Source organism: Bradyrhizobium guangdongense (assembly GCF_006483445.1).
Classification (GTDB): domain Bacteria; phylum Pseudomonadota; class Alphaproteobacteria; order Rhizobiales; family Xanthobacteraceae; genus Bradyrhizobium; species Bradyrhizobium guangdongense_A.
This window is the reverse complement of sequence record NZ_PPPT01000041.1, coordinates 25,853-46,129: the sequence shown is the minus strand read 5'-3', so window position 1 is coordinate 46,129 and position 20,277 is coordinate 25,853. Positions and strand designations below refer to the sequence as shown.

General features: G+C 64.6%; 20 protein-coding genes. 8 read left to right on the top strand and 12 right to left on the bottom strand.

The genetic code is table 11. From position 1 onward, the window contains the following. Nucleotides 1-1,846, bottom strand: a 1,846-nt coding sequence (locus C2U70_RS06770; RefSeq protein ID WP_140977231.1) for a nucleotide pyrophosphatase/phosphodiesterase family protein, incomplete at its 3' end; no start/stop codon positions are given. 356 nt (nt 1,847-2,202) lie between these two features. Between C2U70_RS06770 and C2U70_RS06765 the strand changes: the two genes are divergently transcribed. Next, complete coding sequence (locus C2U70_RS06765; protein WP_140977230.1) at nt 2,203-2,646, top strand: hypothetical protein; 444 nt, start codon at nt 2,203-2,205, stop codon at nt 2,644-2,646. A 28-nt stretch (nt 2,647-2,674) separates the two neighbouring features. On the opposite strand, the gene C2U70_RS06760 is transcribed toward C2U70_RS06765, so the two are convergent. The 3 genes from C2U70_RS06760 to C2U70_RS06750 all read right to left on the bottom strand — a co-directional run bounded on the left by C2U70_RS06760 (nt 2,675) and on the right by C2U70_RS06750 (nt 4,726). Further along, entirely contained in the window at nt 2,675-3,763 is a 1,089-nt protein-coding gene (locus tag C2U70_RS06760) for a hypothetical protein (RefSeq protein ID WP_140977229.1), read from the bottom strand. A gap of 23 nt (nt 3,764-3,786) precedes the next feature. Then, nucleotides 3,787-4,308: a GNAT family N-acetyltransferase gene (locus tag C2U70_RS06755; RefSeq protein WP_140977228.1), complete on the bottom strand. Its 522-nt coding sequence runs from the start codon at nt 4,306-4,308 to the stop codon at nt 3,787-3,789. A gap of 112 nt (nt 4,309-4,420) precedes the next feature. Beyond that, on the bottom strand, nt 4,421-4,726 hold the full coding sequence (locus C2U70_RS06750; protein ID WP_140977227.1) for a hypothetical protein: 306 nt from the start codon (nt 4,724-4,726) through the stop codon (nt 4,421-4,423). 500 nt (nt 4,727-5,226) lie between these two features. Here C2U70_RS06750 and C2U70_RS06745 point away from each other — a divergent pair, with 500 nt between their 5' ends. After that, nucleotides 5,227-6,144, top strand: a complete 918-nt coding sequence (locus tag C2U70_RS06745) for a MarR family winged helix-turn-helix transcriptional regulator (protein ID WP_140977226.1) — start codon at nt 5,227-5,229, stop codon at nt 6,142-6,144. 9 nt (nt 6,145-6,153) lie between these two features. Here C2U70_RS06745 and C2U70_RS06740 read toward each other — a convergent pair whose 3' ends face one another. From C2U70_RS06740 to C2U70_RS06730, 3 genes are all read right to left on the bottom strand, one after another. Further along, on the bottom strand, nt 6,154-6,849 hold the full coding sequence (locus C2U70_RS06740) for a MarC family protein (protein WP_246666679.1): 696 nt from the start codon (nt 6,847-6,849) through the stop codon (nt 6,154-6,156). Then, nucleotides 6,846-8,414 (bottom strand): winged helix-turn-helix domain-containing tetratricopeptide repeat protein, encoded by a 1,569-nt coding sequence (locus C2U70_RS06735; RefSeq protein WP_140977225.1) that lies wholly within the window; start codon nt 8,412-8,414, stop codon nt 6,846-6,848. The genes C2U70_RS06740 and C2U70_RS06735 overlap by 4 nt, the downstream gene beginning before the upstream one ends. Nucleotides 8,415-8,495: 81 nt before the next feature. Continuing rightward, nucleotides 8,496-9,338, bottom strand: coding sequence for a GNAT family N-acetyltransferase (locus tag C2U70_RS06730; protein WP_140977224.1), 843 nt, complete (start codon nt 9,336-9,338; stop codon nt 8,496-8,498). A gap of 126 nt (nt 9,339-9,464) precedes the next feature. Between C2U70_RS06730 and C2U70_RS06725 the strand changes: the two genes are divergently transcribed. The 4 genes from C2U70_RS06725 to C2U70_RS06710 all read left to right on the top strand — a co-directional run bounded on the left by C2U70_RS06725 (nt 9,465) and on the right by C2U70_RS06710 (nt 12,127). After that, nucleotides 9,465-10,169 (top strand): SDR family oxidoreductase, encoded by a 705-nt coding sequence (locus C2U70_RS06725; protein ID WP_140977223.1) that lies wholly within the window; start codon nt 9,465-9,467, stop codon nt 10,167-10,169. A 70-nt stretch (nt 10,170-10,239) separates the two neighbouring features. Beyond that, entirely contained in the window at nt 10,240-10,623 is a 384-nt protein-coding gene (locus tag C2U70_RS06720) for an ArsR/SmtB family transcription factor (RefSeq protein WP_140977222.1), read from the top strand. Further along, complete coding sequence (locus C2U70_RS06715) at nt 10,623-11,114, top strand: SRPBCC family protein (protein ID WP_186294099.1); 492 nt, start codon at nt 10,623-10,625, stop codon at nt 11,112-11,114. The genes C2U70_RS06720 and C2U70_RS06715 overlap by 1 nt, the downstream gene beginning before the upstream one ends. Before the next feature lie 170 nt (nt 11,115-11,284). Then, nucleotides 11,285-12,127: a hypothetical protein gene (locus C2U70_RS06710; RefSeq protein WP_140977220.1), complete on the top strand. Its 843-nt coding sequence runs from the start codon at nt 11,285-11,287 to the stop codon at nt 12,125-12,127. A 4-nt stretch (nt 12,128-12,131) separates the two neighbouring features. On the opposite strand, the gene C2U70_RS06705 is transcribed toward C2U70_RS06710, so the two are convergent. Continuing rightward, on the bottom strand, nt 12,132-12,794 hold the full coding sequence (locus C2U70_RS06705) for a response regulator (protein WP_140977219.1): 663 nt from the start codon (nt 12,792-12,794) through the stop codon (nt 12,132-12,134). After that, nucleotides 12,791-14,176, bottom strand: a complete 1,386-nt coding sequence (locus C2U70_RS06700) for a sensor histidine kinase (protein WP_140977218.1) — start codon at nt 14,174-14,176, stop codon at nt 12,791-12,793. Before C2U70_RS06700 ends, C2U70_RS06705 begins: the two co-directional genes overlap by 4 nt. A 190-nt stretch (nt 14,177-14,366) precedes the next feature. Between C2U70_RS06700 and C2U70_RS06695 the strand changes: the two genes are divergently transcribed. Continuing rightward, entirely contained in the window at nt 14,367-15,224 is an 858-nt protein-coding gene (locus C2U70_RS06695) for a DUF3280 domain-containing protein (protein WP_140977217.1), read from the top strand. Here the strand turns inward: C2U70_RS06695 and C2U70_RS06690 are convergent, their stop codons facing one another. From C2U70_RS06690 to C2U70_RS06680, 3 genes are read right to left on the bottom strand one after another with little or no spacing between them, the layout of a single operon-like run. Beyond that, nucleotides 15,225-16,433, bottom strand: coding sequence for an ABC transporter substrate-binding protein (locus tag C2U70_RS06690; RefSeq protein ID WP_140977216.1), 1,209 nt, complete (start codon nt 16,431-16,433; stop codon nt 15,225-15,227). 41 nt (nt 16,434-16,474) lie between these two features. Beyond that, nucleotides 16,475-17,332 (bottom strand): fumarylacetoacetate hydrolase family protein, encoded by an 858-nt coding sequence (locus tag C2U70_RS06685; protein ID WP_140977215.1) that lies wholly within the window; start codon nt 17,330-17,332, stop codon nt 16,475-16,477. Between the two features lie 24 nt (nt 17,333-17,356). Continuing rightward, nucleotides 17,357-18,868, bottom strand: a complete 1,512-nt coding sequence (locus tag C2U70_RS06680; protein WP_140977214.1) for a bifunctional 3-(3-hydroxy-phenyl)propionate/3-hydroxycinnamic acid hydroxylase — start codon at nt 18,866-18,868, stop codon at nt 17,357-17,359. 229 nt (nt 18,869-19,097) lie between these two features. On the opposite strand from C2U70_RS06680, the gene C2U70_RS06675 reads away from it, so the two are divergent. Continuing rightward, nucleotides 19,098-20,246: an ABC transporter substrate-binding protein gene (locus C2U70_RS06675; protein WP_140977213.1), complete on the top strand. Its 1,149-nt coding sequence runs from the start codon at nt 19,098-19,100 to the stop codon at nt 20,244-20,246. Nucleotides 20,247-20,277: the final 31 nt, after the last annotated feature.

Genomic DNA, 20,277 nt, shown 5'->3' with positions numbered 1-20,277 from the left:
CCCCCGCCGTTTTTGTTTTGTCGTCCGCCTCGAGCCCGAGGGTGCGGCCGGGGAAACCGGCGACGTCGAAATAGCGTTGGCTGCCGACGCGCTGGAAGTTCAGCACGGTACGCAGCCCGCTCTCGCTCGGCCGTGATTTCACCGAACCGACATAGGCCTTCGGCGTCTCGCCGTTCGGCATCGCTTCCGTCATCACGCGGCCGATCAGGCTGCCTTTTGGCTTGGTGGTCAGGCCCATGAGCTTGGCCGCGGTGGCGCCGACATCGGCATTGCTGACCGGAAGCTCGTCGACGTAGCCGCCTTTGAAGTCGGGCCCGATCGCCGCCATGAAGTTCATGGTGTCGCCGCGGCTGAAGCTGCCATGCATGCCCTGGCCCTGGCGCAGCACGGTGTCGGCGACCTGCACCGAGCAATTGGTCGGCGCCTCGCCGCAATCGCTGGCGTAGGAACGGAAGTTGACGACGATGGCGGGATTTGGCGTTGCCGCCTTGCCGTTCAGGCTCAGTTGCGACATCGGCAGCGTGCCCGGGAAATTGCCGAGCTCGTCGTGCACGAAGATGCCGCTGACATAGTCCTGCTCGAGCAGCGCGTTGATCACCTTGCGGGCGAGTTTGCGATCCTTGCTCGGGATGTAGATCAAATCGGATCCGCCATTGGTGGCGACGATCACGTCCGGCTTGGTCGGATCCTTGCCGAGCACGCCGTTGCCGGCCTTGGGATGCTTGTTGCCCTCGACCTTCGCGTTCTTGTCGTTGGGGTCGTAGAGCGGCAGATCCAGCGCCTTGGCAAGGTCGAGCGCGACAAAGCCCATCGGCAAGAAGTCCTTCGGCGTGTCGTCATAGCTGACCTTGGCCGAGGGGCTGGTCTTGCTTTCCTTGGAAATCGTCGAGAAGCCGTGGTCGGCCGAGACGATGATGTTGGTCGAGGCGGCGAGGCCGAGTTCGTCGAGCGCCTTGCGGAGCTGCGCGAGATTGTCGTCGGCGTTCTTGATGCCCGCCATCGAGGTCGGACCGTTGATGCCCGGCTTGATCTGGTTGAGGCTGTCGCCGGTGTTGTGCTGGCTGCCGTCGGGATCGCGCGACCAGAACACCAGCACGAACGGCTTGTTGCGCGCCTTGAACATGGGAAGCACGACCTTGGTGGCGACGTCGGCGAGATAGGCTTGCTGCGCCACATTGGCGACGGTGGTGCCGGGCGTCTTGGCATCGCCCGCCTTGCCGTTGTCGCCACGGGGCGGGGTGGCGAGCGGCAGGCCGGCCTTGGTCAGGGCGGCCTTCATCTCCTCCGACAACGGCACGCTGTTCTTGCCGCCGGTGGCATCGTCGAGCACGATCGAATGCAGGCCGGCCTCGCCGGGACGGTCGGTGTGATCGAACTGGAAAGTCGGCCCGAGCTTGCCGATCGCCGCGGTGCTGTATTGCCTGTCGCGGGCGAGCTTCAGGATCGTCTCTTCGTTGAGATAGTTGCCGTTGAAGTGTTCGTCGATGTCGCCGAGCACGGCGTCGTTCTCGATGAAGGGCACGACGGTGTCGCCGGCCGGCACGGAGGTGTAGCCGGTGTAGATCGTATTGGAGAACACACCGGTGTCGCCGAGATAGTGCCCGGTCGACATCGCCGAGCCGTTCGCCATGGTGAAGGTCGGAAACAGCGAGTGCGGATTCTTGAAGTTGACGCCCTTGTCGCGGACGTCGGCCATGGCGGGCGCCGTCTGCGGATTGACCTTCAGCGCGCGCAGGCCGTCGGGAATGAACAGGATCAGATTGCGCTGCGTATTGTTCTGGGCCGACGCCAGTCCAGTCGACATCAGCGTCAGTCCGGCAGACAGCAACAATAGTGAACGGCGCATCGAATTTCTCCCCTGCATGAGGCGGCGCTGCCAAACCGGCCGGCCGCCGCCTTCGTTTAGTTTTGCTGCGTGACGCTTTTGTTACAGAGGGGCGTAGGGCAGGCAAGGATGATGTGGAGCGACGTCAAATCGCTGTCATTGCGCGCGCCGGAGCGCAACGGGAGGCCTTGCCGAACCTGCGATCCCCAGCCGCAGCCGATCCCGTCATTGTGAGCCGATAGGCAGGTGCCGCGCGGGCTCCCCGTGTTAATAATACCCCTTAACTAACAATTAAGTATGGGTTTGCGGGCGGCGGACGACCCGGCCTAGCGTCCCCAAAAGGGGAGCCGTTTTGAGCCAACGAGTTGGTGCGTAACATGTCGTATCGAGTATCCGGGGCGGTGATCGCCTCTCTGAGCGCAGCGACGCTCTTGCTTGCCGCAGACCACTCTTTTGCGAGATCGGGAGGCGCGGTGGCGGCCCCGGCCGGCGTTGCGGCTCCAGCCGCCCGCGGGCCGATCGCGCCGGGCGCGCGCTTCCATCACCGCGGATCGCGGGGTGCATGGAACATGTGGCCGGCAGGCGGCGGCTTCTTTTACGGGCCGTCGGGCAGCGAAGGCTATGCGGAGGTGGCACCGCCGCTCTCCAACGACATCCGCTACACCTACACCTACGATGTGCCCTGGGATTGGACGCACCGCTATCCGCCGAACGTCGTACCATCAGACAAGCCCTACATTCCGAGCTGCCCGACGGAAACCGTGATCGTGCCCGGCCGCGGCGGCCAGGAGCACGCCGTCAACGTGACGCGCTGCTACTGAGGCGCTGGCCCGATGCGCGTCGTGCTGCTCATCGCGCGCCGGCCGCCGCGTGCGATCGCTTGAAGTGAAGCAGGCGTGAAAGCTCGATGTCCGGCCGGCGAACGAACCATTGCTCGATCTCCCAGCAATTGAGCTGCTCGGCGACTTCCGAGAAGAACTTTCGGCGCTTCTCTTCGTCGGTCATTCCGTCGCTGAGCGATATCCGCACGCCTGCGGTCATGACGTCGCGCAGGTCACGAACATAGTTTGACGGCAAGTCGTCGTCGTCGAGCCAAAAGTCCTGAAACTGCTTGCAGTTGCAGAGCTCCCAGATCCAGATCACCCAGCTTCCAAAAACCTCCTCCGGCAGCACCCGGAGCGTGCGGAAGCGCGTCGCCATCTCGAACAGATTGAGCATCTGGCATACGTACTGCCGCAGGCAATAATGCGACGTACGCGGGTCCTGCGGTCTGTCGGAACGAGGAGGGGGCGCGTCGTCGTACCAGAGCTGTCGCACCAGATCGGGATATGCACATTCGAACCGGAACAGCTCGATCGATTGTAGTTCGAGCGTTTGGTAGAGCTGCTGCTTGGAATTGCGATTGGTCTGCTCCGATTTCATCACATAGGTGAAGGCAATGCCCAGCGCCGAGATCAGGATGCTCGCGCTCTGGATGAGATTTTCGTAACTGATCGCCTGCGTCAGGTTGAGCTTGACCAGGTCGCTGCCGAGATAGAGCAGCAGCAGGGCCGAGACCGTGAGCGCCGCGGTCGCCGCCCACATCATCACGGTGTTCTGGATGCGGAAATCGGCCGAACGGATGAACTTCTTGAAATAGGCGAAATAGAACACGCCGTAGGCGACGATGCCCCAGCCGAGGAAAATGACGGCCAGCAGCAGATATTTCTGCTGCGCAAAGATGTGCGGCGGCACGATGCAGATGGCCGCAACCAGCGGGTTGGCGATCAGCACCGCGACGACGCCCTGGCGTCGCCGCCAGAACCGCAGATTGATCGCGTTGCCGACGAAGACGAGATAGTAGACGATGCAAAGAAAGAAAAATGAGACGACGTCAAAAAGTGTCAGTATGGCCTCGCTGACTATTCCGACGTCATGCGAAACAGTCGATGATATCACGACCCCCTCCTGGCCGGTTTGGGCTACAGCGTTTTCATCATCACCATCGATACCTGGCTGAAGCCGAGCTCTTCGAAAAATTCGTGCGCGTGTTCGTTAGTAATGCCGCTTTCGAGGAACAGCCGCGCAATTCCTCGCTGCCTCGATTGTTCGAAAATCCAGTCCATGAAGGCGTGGCCGACGCCTTTGCCCCGCGACGTGTCGGCGACGACCATGTCCTCGATTTCGGTGAAGGGCACGGCGCCGGACCTGTTGAAAGAGACGAGGGAGACGGCGACGTTGGTGCCGCTGACGCTGCCCCGCGCCACCAGCCGGGCCCGCTCGCCATTCGCAGGATCGAGCGGGGAGGCGACGCGCGAGGTCAGGTCCTCCTCGAGCAGCTTGCCAATGTCCGGGGACCAGGTCCCGGGATCGAGGGCGCGCAGGCCCTGCAGTTCGGCGTGCGAAATGTAGGAGGTCGTCAGGTTGTCTGCGAACAGCCTGCTCAGCGCGACCGCCTCGTCATGCGAGCGGCACCATTCGAACGCAGCCCCGACCCCCGCCACGCGATACCCTCTCAGGTTGTCACCGCGATCCTATACGTCATTCACGGGCGAGCCAAGCAGGCGCCATTCCGCACATGCGAACGGGACGCCTGTAGTCCAGTACCCCGGGCGTTCAGAGAATTCCCTGAGCGGCCGCGGTGTCGCGGTCGGCCTGCCGCTGCCTGACATGGGCGAGTTCGAGGCTGCAGGCGATGAAGTCGCGCGTGCCCGGACGCATCCCGAAGGAGCCGCAGACATCACGATCCTCGTCGGCGATGATGCGCTCTAGGTGCGCCTGGGCGTCCGCGCGCATCGCGGGGCCCGAGATGAACAGCGCGTGCAGTCCGTAAGCGGTGACCACCGCGAGCAGCGCGGCATAGGCGAGCCAGGGACGCGCCAATTGGTCTGCGGTGCGGGAATCGGCTTTGGCGTCGGCCATCGGAAAAATCCTTACAACGATAAACAATGAACTCGGCAACGGCTTGGCGGCTTACCGAAACGGCGAGTCAAATGGATCTGATATCCATAGCTGGTCGATGCCTGGCCTGATCGGAACAGTTTGCGGAGATCTGGTCTAGAGAGCCGGCTGGCCCCGTCGGTGGCGGTGGTTCACCACAACCATGCGGATGCGATGACCTCCACGATGATGATGACGCCCATGATCCCGCAGGCGATGGTGTAACCGCGCCGGAAGTCCGATGTCTCGCGCCCCTCAGGGGGAAGAAAGCCGCACAAAATGATTGTCCCTGTCCCCGTCTGACCGGCTTGGTCGGGAGTCTAGGGCAGGTCGGCGGCAGCCGGTCGAAACAGTTTGCGCAAATCAAATGCGCAGGCTCCGTCTGCCGGATTGCGCAAAAACCGGGCCAGTGATGCGCTGGCGCTTGCAACACTTTGCGTATATCGGAGCGTGGTTCCGGTTTGGTGGGATGGGGGCATCCATTGGACGACGCTGAAGTCGAGCGACTGTTGGGTAGGCCGCCGCGCGTAACCCATCACGATATCATCGGCCATCCGCGCCTGGCGGACGCGCGGCGCCACTATGTCGACCGTTTCCTCGCGGTCTATGACGGCGATCCGTTTCTGGTCCGGCTGCTCATCGAGTCCGGCCGCTTTTCCCTCTACGTTCTTGCGTTGGTGATCGAGGCGGCTCAGGATCCGCTCCGACGGGAGACCTGGCTGACCATCGGCGCCCTGAAGAAGTGGCTGGCGATGACGGGCACGGCGAGCGACCGTCATGTCGATCACTTGGTCGCGCGGCTGTGTGCGGCCGGGTTCATGACGGCCCGGACGTCCGAGTCCGATCGCCGGGTGCGCCTCCTCTCGCTGACGGACAAGGCGCGCGCCCATGACCGCGCCTGGCTCGCGGCTCATTACGCACCGCTATCGGTGCTCTATCCGGAGCACGACTATCGGCCGGTGTTGGCGCCGAGTGCGGAATTCCAGGTTCTGCATCGGCGGACCGCGATGACATATGCCACGTTCGGGATGCGGCTGTTCTTCTCCGAACCCGACATGCTGCTGTTCCTCAACCATGCGGCCGGCTATCCGATCCTTGCCGCGCTGCTGCAGGCCGCGATGCGCGCCGACGACACGCATCCGGCGGTGCGCTACTCCGATGTCGGCGATCGTTTCGGGGTCTCGGGCGCGCAGGTACGCAAGCTGCTCGTCGCTGCCGAGGAGAGGGGCCTCGTGAAGCTGCACGCGCGGGGTGGCAGGAAGGTCGAGATCACGCCTAAACTGTGGGCCTCTCACGATCGCGGAATCTGCGGCGGCATGTATTTCCACGACGTCGTGTTCGTTGCCGCGATGCAGGCGCGCGCTTTGGCCGCGAGCGAGCTGCGCGGTGCAGCGTCCTGACCGTCGCGTTCAGGACGTCCGCGATGCCGTCTCCAGGATCGTGCGCGCAAGCTCGCTCACGCCCGTGAGCATGATCTGCACGCCCACGCAGAGCAGCAGGAAGGCGGACAGGCGCGTGACCACGCTGGTGCCTTCCTCGCCGAACAACCGCGCCATCACGCCTGCCTTTGAGTAGGCATGGTAGATCGTCGCGGAAACGGCCATCGCGACCACGAACGACACGATCGACGACGTGAACAGGCCGTCGAGATCGTCCGGCCGATGCGTGCCGATGGCGATCGCCGTTGCGATGGTGCCGGGGCCGGTGGTCAGGGGAATGGTCAGCGGGAAGAACGCCATCCGCTGCACGATGGCGAAGTTGGCGGTGGACGTCGCATGTGCGCCGGGCGCGGCCGTTGGCGCGTGCAGCATCGACCAGCCGGCCGCCGCGACGACCAGTCCGCCGGCAATGCGCAGCGCCGGCATCGAGATGCCAAAAATCTTCAAAACCTGGGCGCCGACGAACAGCGAACCGAGCATGACGGCGAATGCGTAGAGCGCGACCCGCAGCGCGACGCGGGCGCGCTCGCCGTCGGACAGCCCCATGGTCCGATCCAGGAAGATGAAGGCCAGTCCGTACGGATTGATGATCGCAAACAGCGCACCGAATGCGAACAGGAAGTCGCCGATCCAGCGTGATGCGAAGAACTCGCTCATGAACGTCATTCCGGAAATCCCACCATTCGAAATGCCTGCGTCAACCGCTGGACATCGGCCGGTCTGCGGAACGCCGACCTGACTCTGATGACAGAAATCCGCGGTATCGCGCCGACTTTCTCGAGGCGCGCAAAAATGTCCCGCGCCTCGGCGATCCGCCCCAACGTGGCAAGACACGCCATCATGATGCGTTGGGCGCTCACATAGTCCTGCTGCTGAACCGCCTTCGTGGCCCACATCAGCGCCTCTTCGTCTCGGCCTGCAAAGAAGTGTGCGTAGGCCAGTCCATTCTGGACGACGAATATGCGTGGATCCAGCGGGCTTAAGCGCAATGCCACATGGAATTGGGCGATCCCGGCATCGATCTCTCCGGCAAAGAGATGGACCCATCCTCGCCAGATTCGCGCGACAGCCAGGTTGGGATCGATGGTGATCGCCCGCGAGAGGTGGGCGGCGCCTTCCTCCACCAACCCCACGACGAGTGCTAGCGCGTGTCCGGAAAAGGCGAGCAACGATGGGTCGTCCTTGTCGAGCTCGAGCGCGCGTCTGGCGAGGCGTTCGGCCTCCGCGATCTCCTCGGTCCTCGTCTTGATGCGCCAGCCGAAAGCCCTGGCCTGCACATAACAGGTGCTACCAAGCGCGTAGGCGCCGGCAAATTTTGGATCGAGGCCGTTCGCGATCTCAGTCAGTCGGAGCGCCTCAATGCTCCCTTCGTGCGAGAACCGGTACAGATTGGCGATGGCGCGGAGGTAGTAGTCGTAGGCCTGGAGGCTCTCGGTTGGCTTGCGCTGGGCCCGCATGATCTCGGCGCGTTCCAGTTGTGGCGAGATGGCGCCAATGACGGCGCTCGTCAGGCGGTCCTGGAGGTCGAAGATGTCATCGAGATTGTCGTCAAAACTGTTCGCCCAGACATTTATGCCGCTGGATGCGTCGTTCAATTGTGCGGCGATGCGAACGCGGTTCTCAGATTTGCGGATGCTGCCCTCGAGCACGTAGCGGACGCCAAGCTCCCGGCCGACCTGCCTGATATCGACGGCCTTGCCCTTGTAGGTGAAGCTGGAGTGACGAGAGATGACGAAAAGGGATCGCGTGCGGGACAATCCCGTGATGATGCTTTCCACCATACCGTCGCAGAAATAGTCCTGCTCCACGTCGCCGCTCAGGTTCTGAAACGGCAGCACCGCAATCGAGGGCTTGTCGGGTAGGGGAAGGGCGACTTTCAGTTCGTCGGTCGGTCCGTTCGTCACGACGCTGTCGGGCGCAGGCACCTCCCGCACGGTGCCGACAAAGCGGACACCCTTGCGCGGAAACGTCTTGATCAGGCGTTGCTCGTCGCCGGTATCCCCGACCGCGCTCCTGACGGCGTTCAGGCGCGTTGTCAGCGCTGCGTCGGATGTGAAACGCCCGTTCCAGATTGCGCTCACCAGGTCGTCCTTGCTGACGACGCGCTCCCTGTTGCGGATCAAATAATCGAGCAGATCGAAGACCTGTGGCGCAGTCCGGACCAGGTCGGAGCCGCGAAGAAGTTCGCGCCGATCGGTGTCGAGAGCAAAATCCTCGAAGAAATAGCGCACGGGCCCGTCCTCACGGCTGTGCTCCAGATCGTTTCGCGCGGAAGAATAGGGCGTCGATCCGGAAAATGTAAGTCGCCGAACCTATCCCAGTTCGAAAGTGGTGACGCCGAAGACACGGTCGATCCGCAACGGCGGGATCGCACCGGTGTACATGCGCGCCGTCTCGAAGGTCGGGGCGAGGCCGAGCGATTGCGCCAGCGCGACGGCATCGCGGTTGACGGCGGGAACGTCGAGGAAGATCTCGCGCGCGCCCGTGCTTGCGAGCAGGGCGGACAGGACGGTTTCCGCGGCCGCGCGGTCGTCGGCGACCAGCGGACCGATCTTGTGGCCCTGCCGGCAGGGACGGATCACGCCCCATCCGGCCAGACGGCCATCGCGCATCAGCGCGCGGCCGACATGGCCTGTTGCGCCGATCCAGGCGCGCAGGAACGCGGCGCGCGGCGCGGGGAAGACCGTCGCGTCATCGGCCTCGATCAGCGCAAGCGGGACGTTGTCGAGCGCGACGATGTCGGCCTTCGGCCCCGGCACGGATGCAACCGTCCCGCCATAGCGGATATTGGCATAGGCCAGCGTAAAGCCGGACTTGCGGTAATTGTCCTGCTGCGCCACCACGCCGTCGAGGCCGATCACGCGCGGCCGCGAATGCGCCATCGCGACGTTCCAGATGTCGAGGCCATGGCCGCGGCCGCGCATGTCGGCGCGCACGATGTAGAAGCCGAGGAAGGCGAAGCGCGAGCCATAGTTGACGCAGGAGATCGTCGCGACCGGCTCGCCGTCGATCTCGCCCACGAAGAATCCTTCGGCATCGACGGTCCCGAAGCAGGCGGCGTCGGCGGGGCCGGGGTTCCAGCCCTCGGCGGCGGCCCAGTCGACGGCAAGGCCGATCTCGTCGGGCCGCAGGTTGCGGATGTGCAGATCGCTCATGGCAGTTCCCGGTCGGGCGGACTTACGCTGACGCAAGTCTGTTCGTAAAAGAAGTCTGCTTGTAAAAGACCTTCCGATGATAGGTCCAGTGTTCGGTGGACCTCAACCGAACGATGGGGAATCGCCATGGCAGAACAAAAGGTCGCGCTCGTCACGGCGGGCGGCAGCGGCATGGGGGCCGGGGCGGCGCGCAGGCTCGCCGCCGACGGGTTTCGTGTCGCGATCCTGTCGTCCTCCGGCAAGGGCGAGGCGCTGGCGCAGGAACTCGGCGGTCTCGGCGTGACCGGCTCGAACAAGTCGAACGACGATCTGAAGCGGCTGATCGACCGGGCGCTCGCAAAGTGGGGCCGCATCGACGTCCTCGTCAACAGCGCAGGCCATGGACCGCGCGCGCAGATCGTCGAGATCACAGACGAGCAGTGGCACACCGGCATGGACACCTATCTGCTCAACGTCATCAGGCCGACACGTCTCGTCGTGCCGGTGATGCAGGCGCAAAAGTCCGGCGCCATCATCAACATCTCGACGGCCTGGGCATTCGAGCCGAGCGCGATGTTCCCGACCTCGGCCGTCTTCCGTGCCGGGTTGGCCGCCTTCACAAAAATCTTCACCGACACTTATGCCGCCGACAGCATTCGCATGAACAACGTGCTGCCGGGCTGGATCGACAGCCTCCCGGCCACCGAGGAGCGGCGGGCGAGCGTGCCGATGGGGCGCTACGGCAAGGTCGAGGAGATCGCGGCGACCGTTGCGTTCCTGGCGTCTGACGGCGCGGCCTACATCACCGGCCAGAATATCCGCGTCGATGGCGGGCTGACGCGCTCGATCTAGCGACGGAATCACTTAGCCGACAGGATAACTATCGTTGACGGCGCCTCGTGCGTCGTCTATAGTTAGCTTTATGGCTAACAATGAAACCCAGCTCGACCGCATCTTCGCAGCGCTCGCCGACCCGACGCGGCGGGCGATCGTGATGCGGCTGTGCGACGGCGAGGCCTCGGTGGGCGAGCTCGCAAATCCCTTCGACATGGCGCTGCCGAGCTTCATGAAGCACATCCATGTGCTCGAGCTGAGCGGCCTGGTCCAATCGGAGAAGGCGGGGCGCGTCCGCACCTGCCGGCTGCGGCCGGAGGCGATGGTCGGCGCCGAAGATTGGCTGCAGCACCAGCGCGCGATCTGGGAGGCACGGCTCGACCGGTTTGAAGCCTATGTCATGAAACTCAAGAAGGAGAAGGGGGAGGCCAAACCGGTCGCACCCCGTCGCAAAAAGAAAGGTCCTGCGTGATGACGAACTCTGCCAACCCTGCCTTGTCGCAATGGTCGCTCGATCGCGAGGTCGTGCTGTCGCGCGTGATCGACGCGCCGCGCGATCTCGTCTTCGAGGCCTGGACCGACCCAAAACATCTGCCGCAATGGTTCGGTCCGGCGGGTTTCAAGATCGTGACAAAAGAGATCGACGTGTGCGTCGGCGGGCACTGGCGTTTCGACATGATCGCGCCCGACGGGACGCTGTATCCGAACCGTATGCAGTTTCGCCGCATCGAGACGCCGCGGCTGATCGAGATCGATCACGGCTCGGACAAGGACGACGATCCCGGCATGTTCCGGACCACCGTCACGTTCGACAGCCAGAGCGACGGCAAGACCGTGCTGACGCTGCGGCAGTTGCACCCGACCGCGGCACAGCGCGAGGCGGTGATCGGATTTGGCGCCGTCGAATACGGCAACCAGACGCTCGACAAGCTGGCGGCCCATGTGATGGGGATGAAGCGCTGATTGGTTCGGCGCTTAATTGTGACAGTCGCCGCCGGCAATTGTGACAGCCGATGAATTATGACAGCGGGCGAAGATCGCCCGCTCACGCATTTTTTTGTCGCGATTCGCTTCGGTTGTGTGACAGAATTGCTACCGTTGAATGTCGGTTTGACGACGACGGAGCGAGAAGCATGTTGCGATGGCAGGCACGAACCAATCCCCTGGCCTGGTGGTGGGGTTCGCTGACGCTTGTCAGCAACGTCAACATTCTCGTCTGGTTCATGCTGTACCGCGCGTTCTACGAGGCGCCGGTCGGCAACGTCTCCGCGCCGTCCGGGATCGGGCTGATGCTGCTGCTTTGCGCGGCCTATGTGTTCGGCTGCGCGTTCCGCTCGTTCCTGCCGCGTGCCGACGTGCAGCGCATCTGCCTGTTCGACACCTGGCTGTCGAGCGTGTTCGTCGGACGTTCGGTGGCAACGGTGGCCGAAGTCTGCTTCGCCGCGCAATGGGCGATCATCCTCTATCAGCTCGGCGGTATGACCGGCGCGGATACCGCAATCAACATCGCCTGGGTGATCGTGCCCGTGATCCTCATCGCGGAGTGCTTCTCCTGGTACGCGGTCGTGACGACCAACTATCTCTTCAACGCGATCGAGAATTCGCTGTGGGCGGTAGTCTTCTTCCTGGTCGCCGTCGCGCTCGTCCGGCTGGTGCCGGAATTCTCCGGCCCGGTGCGCTGGGGCCTCGTCGCAGGAATCATCGGCATCGCCTGCTATCTCGCCTTCCTCATTACCGTCGACGTGCCGATGTACTTAAGTCGCTGGCGTGCCGGGCACGGCGAGGGTGGCCGGCTGCTCGGCCTGCTCGAGGGGTTGCGCGATGTCAGCACGCGCTGGGTCGTGACCCACGACGTCGCGCATTGGAAGGGGGAGCTCGCCTGGATGGCGCTCTATTTCAGCGTGGCGGTCTGGTCGAGCCTGGCGCTCTGCGCCTTCTACGCGATGCCGGAGTATCTTGCGCGCTATCTGACCTGAGCGGTCAGGCTTCGCCGAGATCGACCTCCGTCAAAAGTCCCTGCCGGAGTGCAAGGCGCACCAACTCGATGTCGGAGCCCACGCCGAGCTTGTCCTTGATCAGCGAATGTAGGTTCGCCACCGTCTTTGGGCTGACATGCAGGGTCTCGGCGATCTCCTCGGTGGTGCGCTCGGCAAGCAGCAGGCGCATCACCTCGAATTCACGCGGAGTGAGCACGTCGGCGGCGGAGGATTCGCCGGCGAGCCGGCTCAGCGCCAGTTCGTGGTCGATGTCGGGGCTGATCGCGATCTTCCCGGCAAGCACGTCCATGACGGCGCGCACCAGCGTTTCAGGCGGGCTTGTCTTGGTGACATAGCCCCTCGCGCCGGCACGGATCGCCTGCACGGCAAAGCCCGCATTCTCGTGCATGGTGAAGACCAGGATCTTTGCCGCCTTGTCCCACTGCCTGATGCGCCTGACCGCCTCGATGCCGCCGATGCCGGGCATGCTGAGATCCATGATGACGAGGTCTGGCTTCACCGCCTTGAACTGCCGGTAGGCCTCGGCGCCGTCGGAGGCCTCGGCGACGACGCGCAGGCCCGGCTGCTTCTGCAGCACCGAGCGATAGCCCTCGCGGACCACGGCGTGATCGTCGACCAGCAGGATGGACCAGCCTGCTTCGCTCATGCTGCCTGTTCCAGCGCGGCGGGCTCGTTTGCCGCGGCAGGTATGAGGACACGCAAGGTGCTTCCGCGATCGGGATTGGTCTCAAAACTCAGGCGGCCGCCCAGTGCAGCGACGCGCTCGCGCATGCCGAGCAGGCCCATGCCGCTCCTGACGGCCGTTTCGCTCGGGCGGCCGTCATCGGTCACGACGAGGTCGATGTCGCCGTCACCCATCGTCACCTGCAACGTGACCCGCGACGCACCGGCATGCTTGGCCGCGTTGGTCAGTGCCTCCTGCACGATGCGATAGAGATTGGCGCTGACGGCGGGGGCGAGGTGGTCGAAGGTCCCGGAGAAGCCGATCTCGAACCGGGTCTGTCCGCGGCTGCGGCCGTTCCACCCCGCGACCAGGCCATCGAGGCTTGCCATCAGGCCGAGCTCCTCGACGTCGGGCGGGCGCAGCCGGAACAGCGTGCCGCGCAGCGTCTCCGCCATGCCGGTCGCGGTCCGTGCGATGCCGTCGCATTCGGGCAGCAGGGTAGGGCATTCCTGGGCCGCGGTCTGGCGCGCCGATGCGGTGAGCGCGCGGATGGCGGCGAGCGACTGCCCGAACTCATCGTGCAGCTCGCGCGCCAGGTGCCTGCGCTCCTCGTCCTGCAGCGCGATCAGTTTTCGCGTCAGCTCGCTACGCGCGGCAAGCGCGGCTTCGAGGCTTTCGGCGAGGTGATTGAACACGCCGCGGATCGCGGACAGCTCTGCGAGATCGAAGGGCGGCAGCCGGGCCGAGAGATCGCCGGCGGCGATTCGTTCGAGGCCACCGCGAACCAGTTGGGTCGGCCGCAACGCCCGCGCCAGCGCCGCGTAGACCAGGATGCACAGCAGCGGCAGCGCGAGCGCCAGCGCCACGATCAGGCGACCGGCGTCATGCCAGGCCTCCGCTGTCAGCACGGCCGGATCGATCCAGACCACGGCGTCGCCGAGGCGCGCGCCGCGCGCGATCACCGGACGCGCCGCCTCGCGGCCGGGTTCGAACAGCGCGCGGTAGAATGCGGCAAAGGCCTGCGGGGGCTCGCTGGCGCCCCCGGGCGCTCCGCCGCAGAAGCGCTGCAGTGTCTCGCCATTCGGGGTGCGGAAGGCGAGACAGAGGCCGGGCGCCATCACATAGGATGCGACATTGTCGAGGTCGGGAAAGCTGTTGCGGGGATTGCTGACCCACTGGATCTTGCGCTGCTGCAGTTCCAGCGACTTGGCGGCGAGGTCGGCGACGGCTTCGGTCCGCGCCTGAACGGCGCGGTCGGCCTCGACCAGGAAATAGGCCGAGATGGCGGCGAAACAGAGCGCCACAATTGCCGCCACGCGCAGCGTCAGACGCACCTTCAGGTCGGGTTTCGAGCGCTTCCACATCGGCGTGCATCCCTGGCGGATGGTCTTGATTATCAGGCATTTAACGGCAGAACGGTACAGGCGGAAAGCGCCGGCGGCGTCCTTTCAGGCAATGTCGTGAAATTTTCCCGGCGCTTGCCGGGTCGGGCAAAGCTGCGGAACCGGCGGCATCCGGCCTAGCATCGCGGCCTTTCCATTCGCGAGGCTGCCCATGCATCGACCGCTCCTTGCCCTTCTTGTGCTGCTCATGCTCGTCGTCCCCGCGGCTGCCGGCGGTCCCGTGGGCGTCGTGATCGACGACTTCAGCTATACCGATACGTCGAACGAGCCTGCCAATCAGACCGCCGCGCACGAGAAGCGGCTCGCGGCATTCATGGCCGCGCTCCGGCGGGACGTCGCCGCCGATCCGCGCTATCGGCTGGCGCCGTCGTTGCAGGACGGGGCGGCGTTCAAGGTCATCGGCGGCATCCAGAAGACGAGCACGCTGGTGCAATGGGCCAAGGTCGCCGTGATCGACGTCGGTGCCAAGAAGCTCACGATGGACAAGCTCTACACGTTCCGCGGCGATACCGACGAGGCGTGGGCCCATGCCGAAACCTTCGTCGCCCGTGAGGTCTTGGCCGCGCTTGCGGCGCCGGCCGCGCTTGCAGTGTTCGATTTCGAGCTCGACGACAACACGGCTGCACCTCAGGCGGGCCTGGCGACAGCCGATGCATCCTATCTCGCGGAAACGACATCCGCGGTCCGCGATGCGCTCAGCCAATCCGGCCGGTATCGCATCGTCGACGTCAGCGGTGCGCGCGATGAGGCCGTGAGCTCCCGCGCCTTGCGCGACTGCGGCGGCTGCGATGCGGCCATTGCCGGCAAGCTCGGTGCGGACCAATCGCTGATCGGCGTGGTGCGACGCGTCAGCCGGACCGAATATACGGTCGGTTTTCAGCTCCGAAATGCAAAAACCGGTGCGGTTATTGCGCGCGGCGACAGCGGTTTGCGCATGGGCGCCGACTATTCCTGGAAGCGCGGCGCCGTGCGATTGGTCAGCGACATCCTCGTCGAGGCGCAGCGCTAGCTATTTGCCGACCAGACCACATTTGCTGCGGTCGAGCGGGCGAAACGCCTGGTCGGGCGGGATCGTGGCGACGAGCTTGACGAAGTCCCACGGTCCCTTCGATTCCTGAGGGGTTTTGACCTGCACCAGATAGAGGTCGTGCACCATGCGCTGGTCGTCGCGGATTTTGCCGTTCGGCGTATAGGCGTCCGAGACCGGCGTTGCCTTCATCTTCGCCATCACGGTCGCGCTGTCGTCGGAATCGGTGTCCTTTACGGCCTGCAGATAGTGACGCACGGCGGAGTAGACGCCGGCCTGGATCTGCGACGGCATGGCGTTGCGGCGGGCGTAGAAGGCGTCGGAGAAGCGGCGCGCGGCGGGCGAGACGTCCTCGAAGAAGCTGGTGACGATGAGATCGCCGCGCGTCGCCTTCAGCCCGACGGCGTGGATGTCGACGTTCTGGAACGACATCGGCACGATCTTGATGCCCTGCGCCGCGAGGCCAAACTCCTCGGCCTGCTTGATCGCGGTGGCGTTGTCGCCGGCGACGTTGAGCGCCAGCACCTTCGCGCCGGAAGACTGCGCCTGCAGCAGGAAGGAGCTGTAGTCGGGCGTGCCGAGCTGCGCCTTGACGCTGCCCGCGACCTTGCCGCCAAGCTCGGCGATGCGAGCCCGCGCGGTCGCCTCGATCGAATGGCCAAACGCGTAGTCGCCGGTGATGAAGAACCAGGGTTCCTTAGAGGTCTGCATGATCCCCGATACCACCGCAGTGGCCGTCGAGTAGGCGTCCTGGGTCCATTGCACGCTGGTCGGCGCGCAGGCGTCGTCGGTGAGCTGGTTGGCGCCGGCGCCCGAGACGAGGAATATCTTGCCGTTGCCGCGCACCAGTTCCTGCACGGCAAGCGCAGCACCCGAGCTGCCGCCGTCGGCGATCGCCTGCACTCCGTCGCTGAACCATTTGCGGGCGAGCGAGGCGGCGAGATCCGGCTTGTTCTGGTGGTCGGCCTGCAAGATCTCGATCGGCTTGCCGTTGACCTTGCCGCCGAATTCTTCAGCCGCCATCCGTGCCGCCTCGACGGAGCCCGGTCCCATTGCGGTTGCAAAGATGCCGTTCATGTCGGTGAGGACGCCGATGCGGATGGCGTCGCCCTTGATCTCGGCCTGCGCATGGCCGGCGAGAATGAGAGTGAGTAGCAACGCGGCAGCGGAAGTGGTGCGATGGAGGCCCATGTCGTTTCCTGAATGTTATGGTTGTTCGCGAGGCGTGGTGGTTACGCGGGTTCCGCGATGACCTTGTTGCGGAGGACGCCGATGCCGGAGATCTCGACCTCGACGGTGTCGCCGGGCTTCATCCAAAGCGGTGGCGTGCGTTTCATGCCGACGCCGCCGGGCGTGCCCGTGACGATGACGTCGCCGGGTTGAAGCGGGCAGATCGTCGAGATGTAGGCGATCAGTTCGGGGATCGCGGTGATCAGAAGGTCCGTCGTCGTGTCCTGCACGACTTTGCCGTTCAGCCGCGTCTGCAATGTCAGCTTTGACGGATCGGGAATCTCGTCTGTCGTCACGAGCCACGGCCCAAAGCTGCCGCTCTCGGCAAACGTCTTGCCGGACAGGAACTGGCTGGTGTGGCGCTGCCAGTCGCGGACGCTGCCTTCATTGTAGCAGGCAAAGCCCGCGATATGATCGAGTGCGCGACTTGCCGGGATGTGCCGGCCTGCCTTGCCGATCACGAGCGCAAGCTCGCCTTCATAGTCGAAATCATCGCTTACCTTGGGCTTCACGATCGGCTGTCCATGTCCGACCTGGCTACAGGCGAAGCGGGCGAACAGCGCCGGCTTCTCCGTCACCGTGCGGCCGGTCTCGGCAACATGGTCGCGATAGTTGAGGCCGACGCAGATGATCTTTCCGGGATCGGGAATGACGGGGGCGAAGGCGATCTTGTCGAGCGGATGGTCTGACTGCGCGGAGGCGGCGATTTTTGCTGCGTCAGCAAGGCGGCCGGCCTCCAGCAACTGCCGAAGGGTCGCGCAGCCTTCCGATCGCAGGCGTGCGCCGAGATCGACGACGCCATTATCCTTGACGGCGCCAAAGGATGCGCGGCCGTCGACGGTGAAAGACATGAGCTTCATGGAGTATCCTTGTTTGGAGAATGGTCAGGCCGCTGATGGCACGTGGTTTGGCGCCGCGGCGGCAGCGACGAGATCGTCGAGCTCGGCATCGGTTCGTGCGGCGCCGCGGATGTAGCGGTCGGGGCGGACGAGCGCTGCCTTGATGTCCTGGTCGTGCAGCCAGCGTCCGACGCCTTCGGCATCTGCGCTTGTCAGGACCAGGATGTCGGCTTGCGCGAGGGCGGATCGAAGTGGCGTTGTGAGCGATGCGGCTTCGACGAGGAGGACATTGTTGTAGCCCGTGCGATCGTCGCTGCGCCGGCCGTCGGTGAGCGTAAACTGCGGCGCAAGCTGTCCCGCCAGCGGAACATCGCCGACCGCAAGCCCGGGGCCGAGCAGGGGCTTTTTCACCTCCAGCTTCACAGGTGCACCCTCGCGAGCTTGGCCGGCGGCAAGACCGGCCTCGATCGCCTTGGTGTTGATCACGCCGCCGAGCCGGATGGCGAGCTCGATGAACTCGCGGACATGCGGGTAGCGCTCGGTCTGGTAGGTGTCGAGAAGATCAGGCTCGGCGCGCTCGTGCAGGACTTCGCGGAGCTTCCAGGCAAGGTTGGCGGCATCGCGAATGCCGGCGCACATGCCCTGGCCCAGGAAGGGCGGGGTCTGGTGCGCGGAATCGCCGGCGAGCAGCAGCCGTCCACCGCGCCATTGCTGGGCGATCACCGAATGGAAGGTGTAAACAGCCGCGCGCTCGAGGTCGGCATCCTCGGGCGTGATCCATTTCGACAAGAGCTCCCACACCTTTGTGGGCTGCGTGACCGCATTGCTGTCCTCGTCCGGATGGATGGTGATCTCCCAGCGGCGCCGGTTGCCGGTACCGCGCACATAGGTCGCCGGCCGTGCCGGGTCGCAATGCTGGATGCTGTAGTCGCCGAGATCGCTGCGGTCGCGCTTGAGCAGTGCGTCGATCACCAGCCAGCGCTCGTGAAAGCCGAGATCGTCCATCCCGGAGCCGATGAAGCGGCGCACCAGCGAACGGGCGCCGTCGCAGCCGATCACATAGGCCGCGCGCACCTCGGTGAGTTGTCCGTTGGAGAGATCCTCATAGCGTACGCGAACACTGGCCTCGTCCTGGTCGAGCGCAAAGACGTCGCAACGGTTGCGTAGCTCGACATGCGGCCAGCGCTTGAGCCCGCCGATGAGGACGTCTTCGAGGTCAGGTTGGTGAAAGCGGTAGCTGAGATTCCAGCCCATCGGCGTCAGCGTCAGGGGCCGCGACCAGTCCAGCAGCATCTTGCCGGCGGCATCCCTGAACAGCATGCCCGGGCTCAGGATCAGCTGCGGCAGAATGGAGTCGGCGAGGCCAATGGTCTGGAACACGCGCATGCATTCGTCATCGAAATGCACCGCGCGCGGCAAGTGATATGTTCGCGCCTCGCGCTCCAGCACCAGCGTCCGCACGCCGCACAGGCCGAGCAGATTGGCGAGCGTCGCTCCGACCGGGCCGCGCCCGACGATCACGACGTCAAAGTCCCGTGATGTGGATTTATCTTGCATGGCGGTCATCTCTTCCCCAGCCGCACCGCGCCTTCAACGCCGCAGCGCTGAGTGTCCGCCCAGCGGACGAACCCTGCCGGCTGCTCCATTCAAATGACATTGCGGCCTGTCCGCCAGACGGACAGCTCAATGATACCGCTACGCGCGCAGGGCCGGGTTTGGCTAGGGAGGAGTCAAAGGCAATAAAATGCAGGCTGTCCGCGCGGGCAGCCAGATGGAGGAGGCGACAATGCTGCGATCCGTGCTGGGTGTGTGTCTTGCGGCGCTTCTGTTTCAAGCGCCGGCCTCCGCGGCCGACATCAATGTCGGGATCATCCTGTCGGCGACTGGGCCCGCGGCGGCGATCGGCAATGCCGAGCGCAACGGGACCGTGTTCGGCCCCACCGAGATTGCCGGCAAGAAGGTCAACTATCTCTTCCTGGATGAAGCCTCGGATAGCACGGCGGCCGTGGCCGCCCTTCGAAAACTGTTCCAGGAGAGCAAGATCGATCTGCTGGTCGGCCCGACCACGACGCCCGGATCGTTCGCGGCGATCGACCCGGCGGTCGAGTACAAGCTGCCCGTGATCACGCTCGCGCCCGTCAACGCGCTGGTCGCCCCGGTCGACGCGCGGCGGCGCTGGATATTCAAGACCACGACCAATGACGACCATGAGGCGACGCCGTTGTTTGCCAACATGAAGAAGACGGGCGTCAAGAAGCTAGGACTGATCGGTTTCGGCGATTCCTATGGCGATGCCTGGAGCAAGGTTGCCGCCGACATGTGCGCGGAGGCCGGGATCGAGCTCGTCGCCAACGAAAAATATGCGCGGACCGACACCACCGTCGTGGGCCAGATCCTCAAGATCATCGCGGCCGGTCCCGATGCGGTGCTGATCGCGGCCTCGGGCGCGCCGGCTGCGCTTCCGCTGCTGCAATTGCGGGAGAAGGGGTATACCGGGCAGATCTACGGCACGTTAGGTGCCACCTTCGGCGACTTCCGCAAGCTGACGGGCGCTCAGGGCGACGGCATCTTCGTGCCGCTCAGTCCGGCCGTCGGGGCGGCGTCCTTTGCGGATGACTATCCCGCGAAGAAGGCGGCACTCGAGTTCATCCAGCGCTACGAGGCCAAGTTCGGGGCCGGCAGCCGCAACATCTTTGCAGGTTCTGCCTATGACGCGCTAATCCTGCTGGAGAAGGCGGCGCCGACTGCGTTGAAGGCCGCTGAACCCGGCACCGCCGAGTTCCGCGAAGGCTTGCGCACCGCGATCGAGTCCCTTAAGGGCGTCGCCGGCTCGCGCGGCGTCTACAATTACGGCCCCAACGATCACACCGGGCTCGACCAGAGCGCGCTGGCGCTCGGCAAGCTCGAAAAGGGCGAGTGGGTCGCCGTTCGCTGAACCGGCGACCGGGGCATGCGGGCGAGGCAGC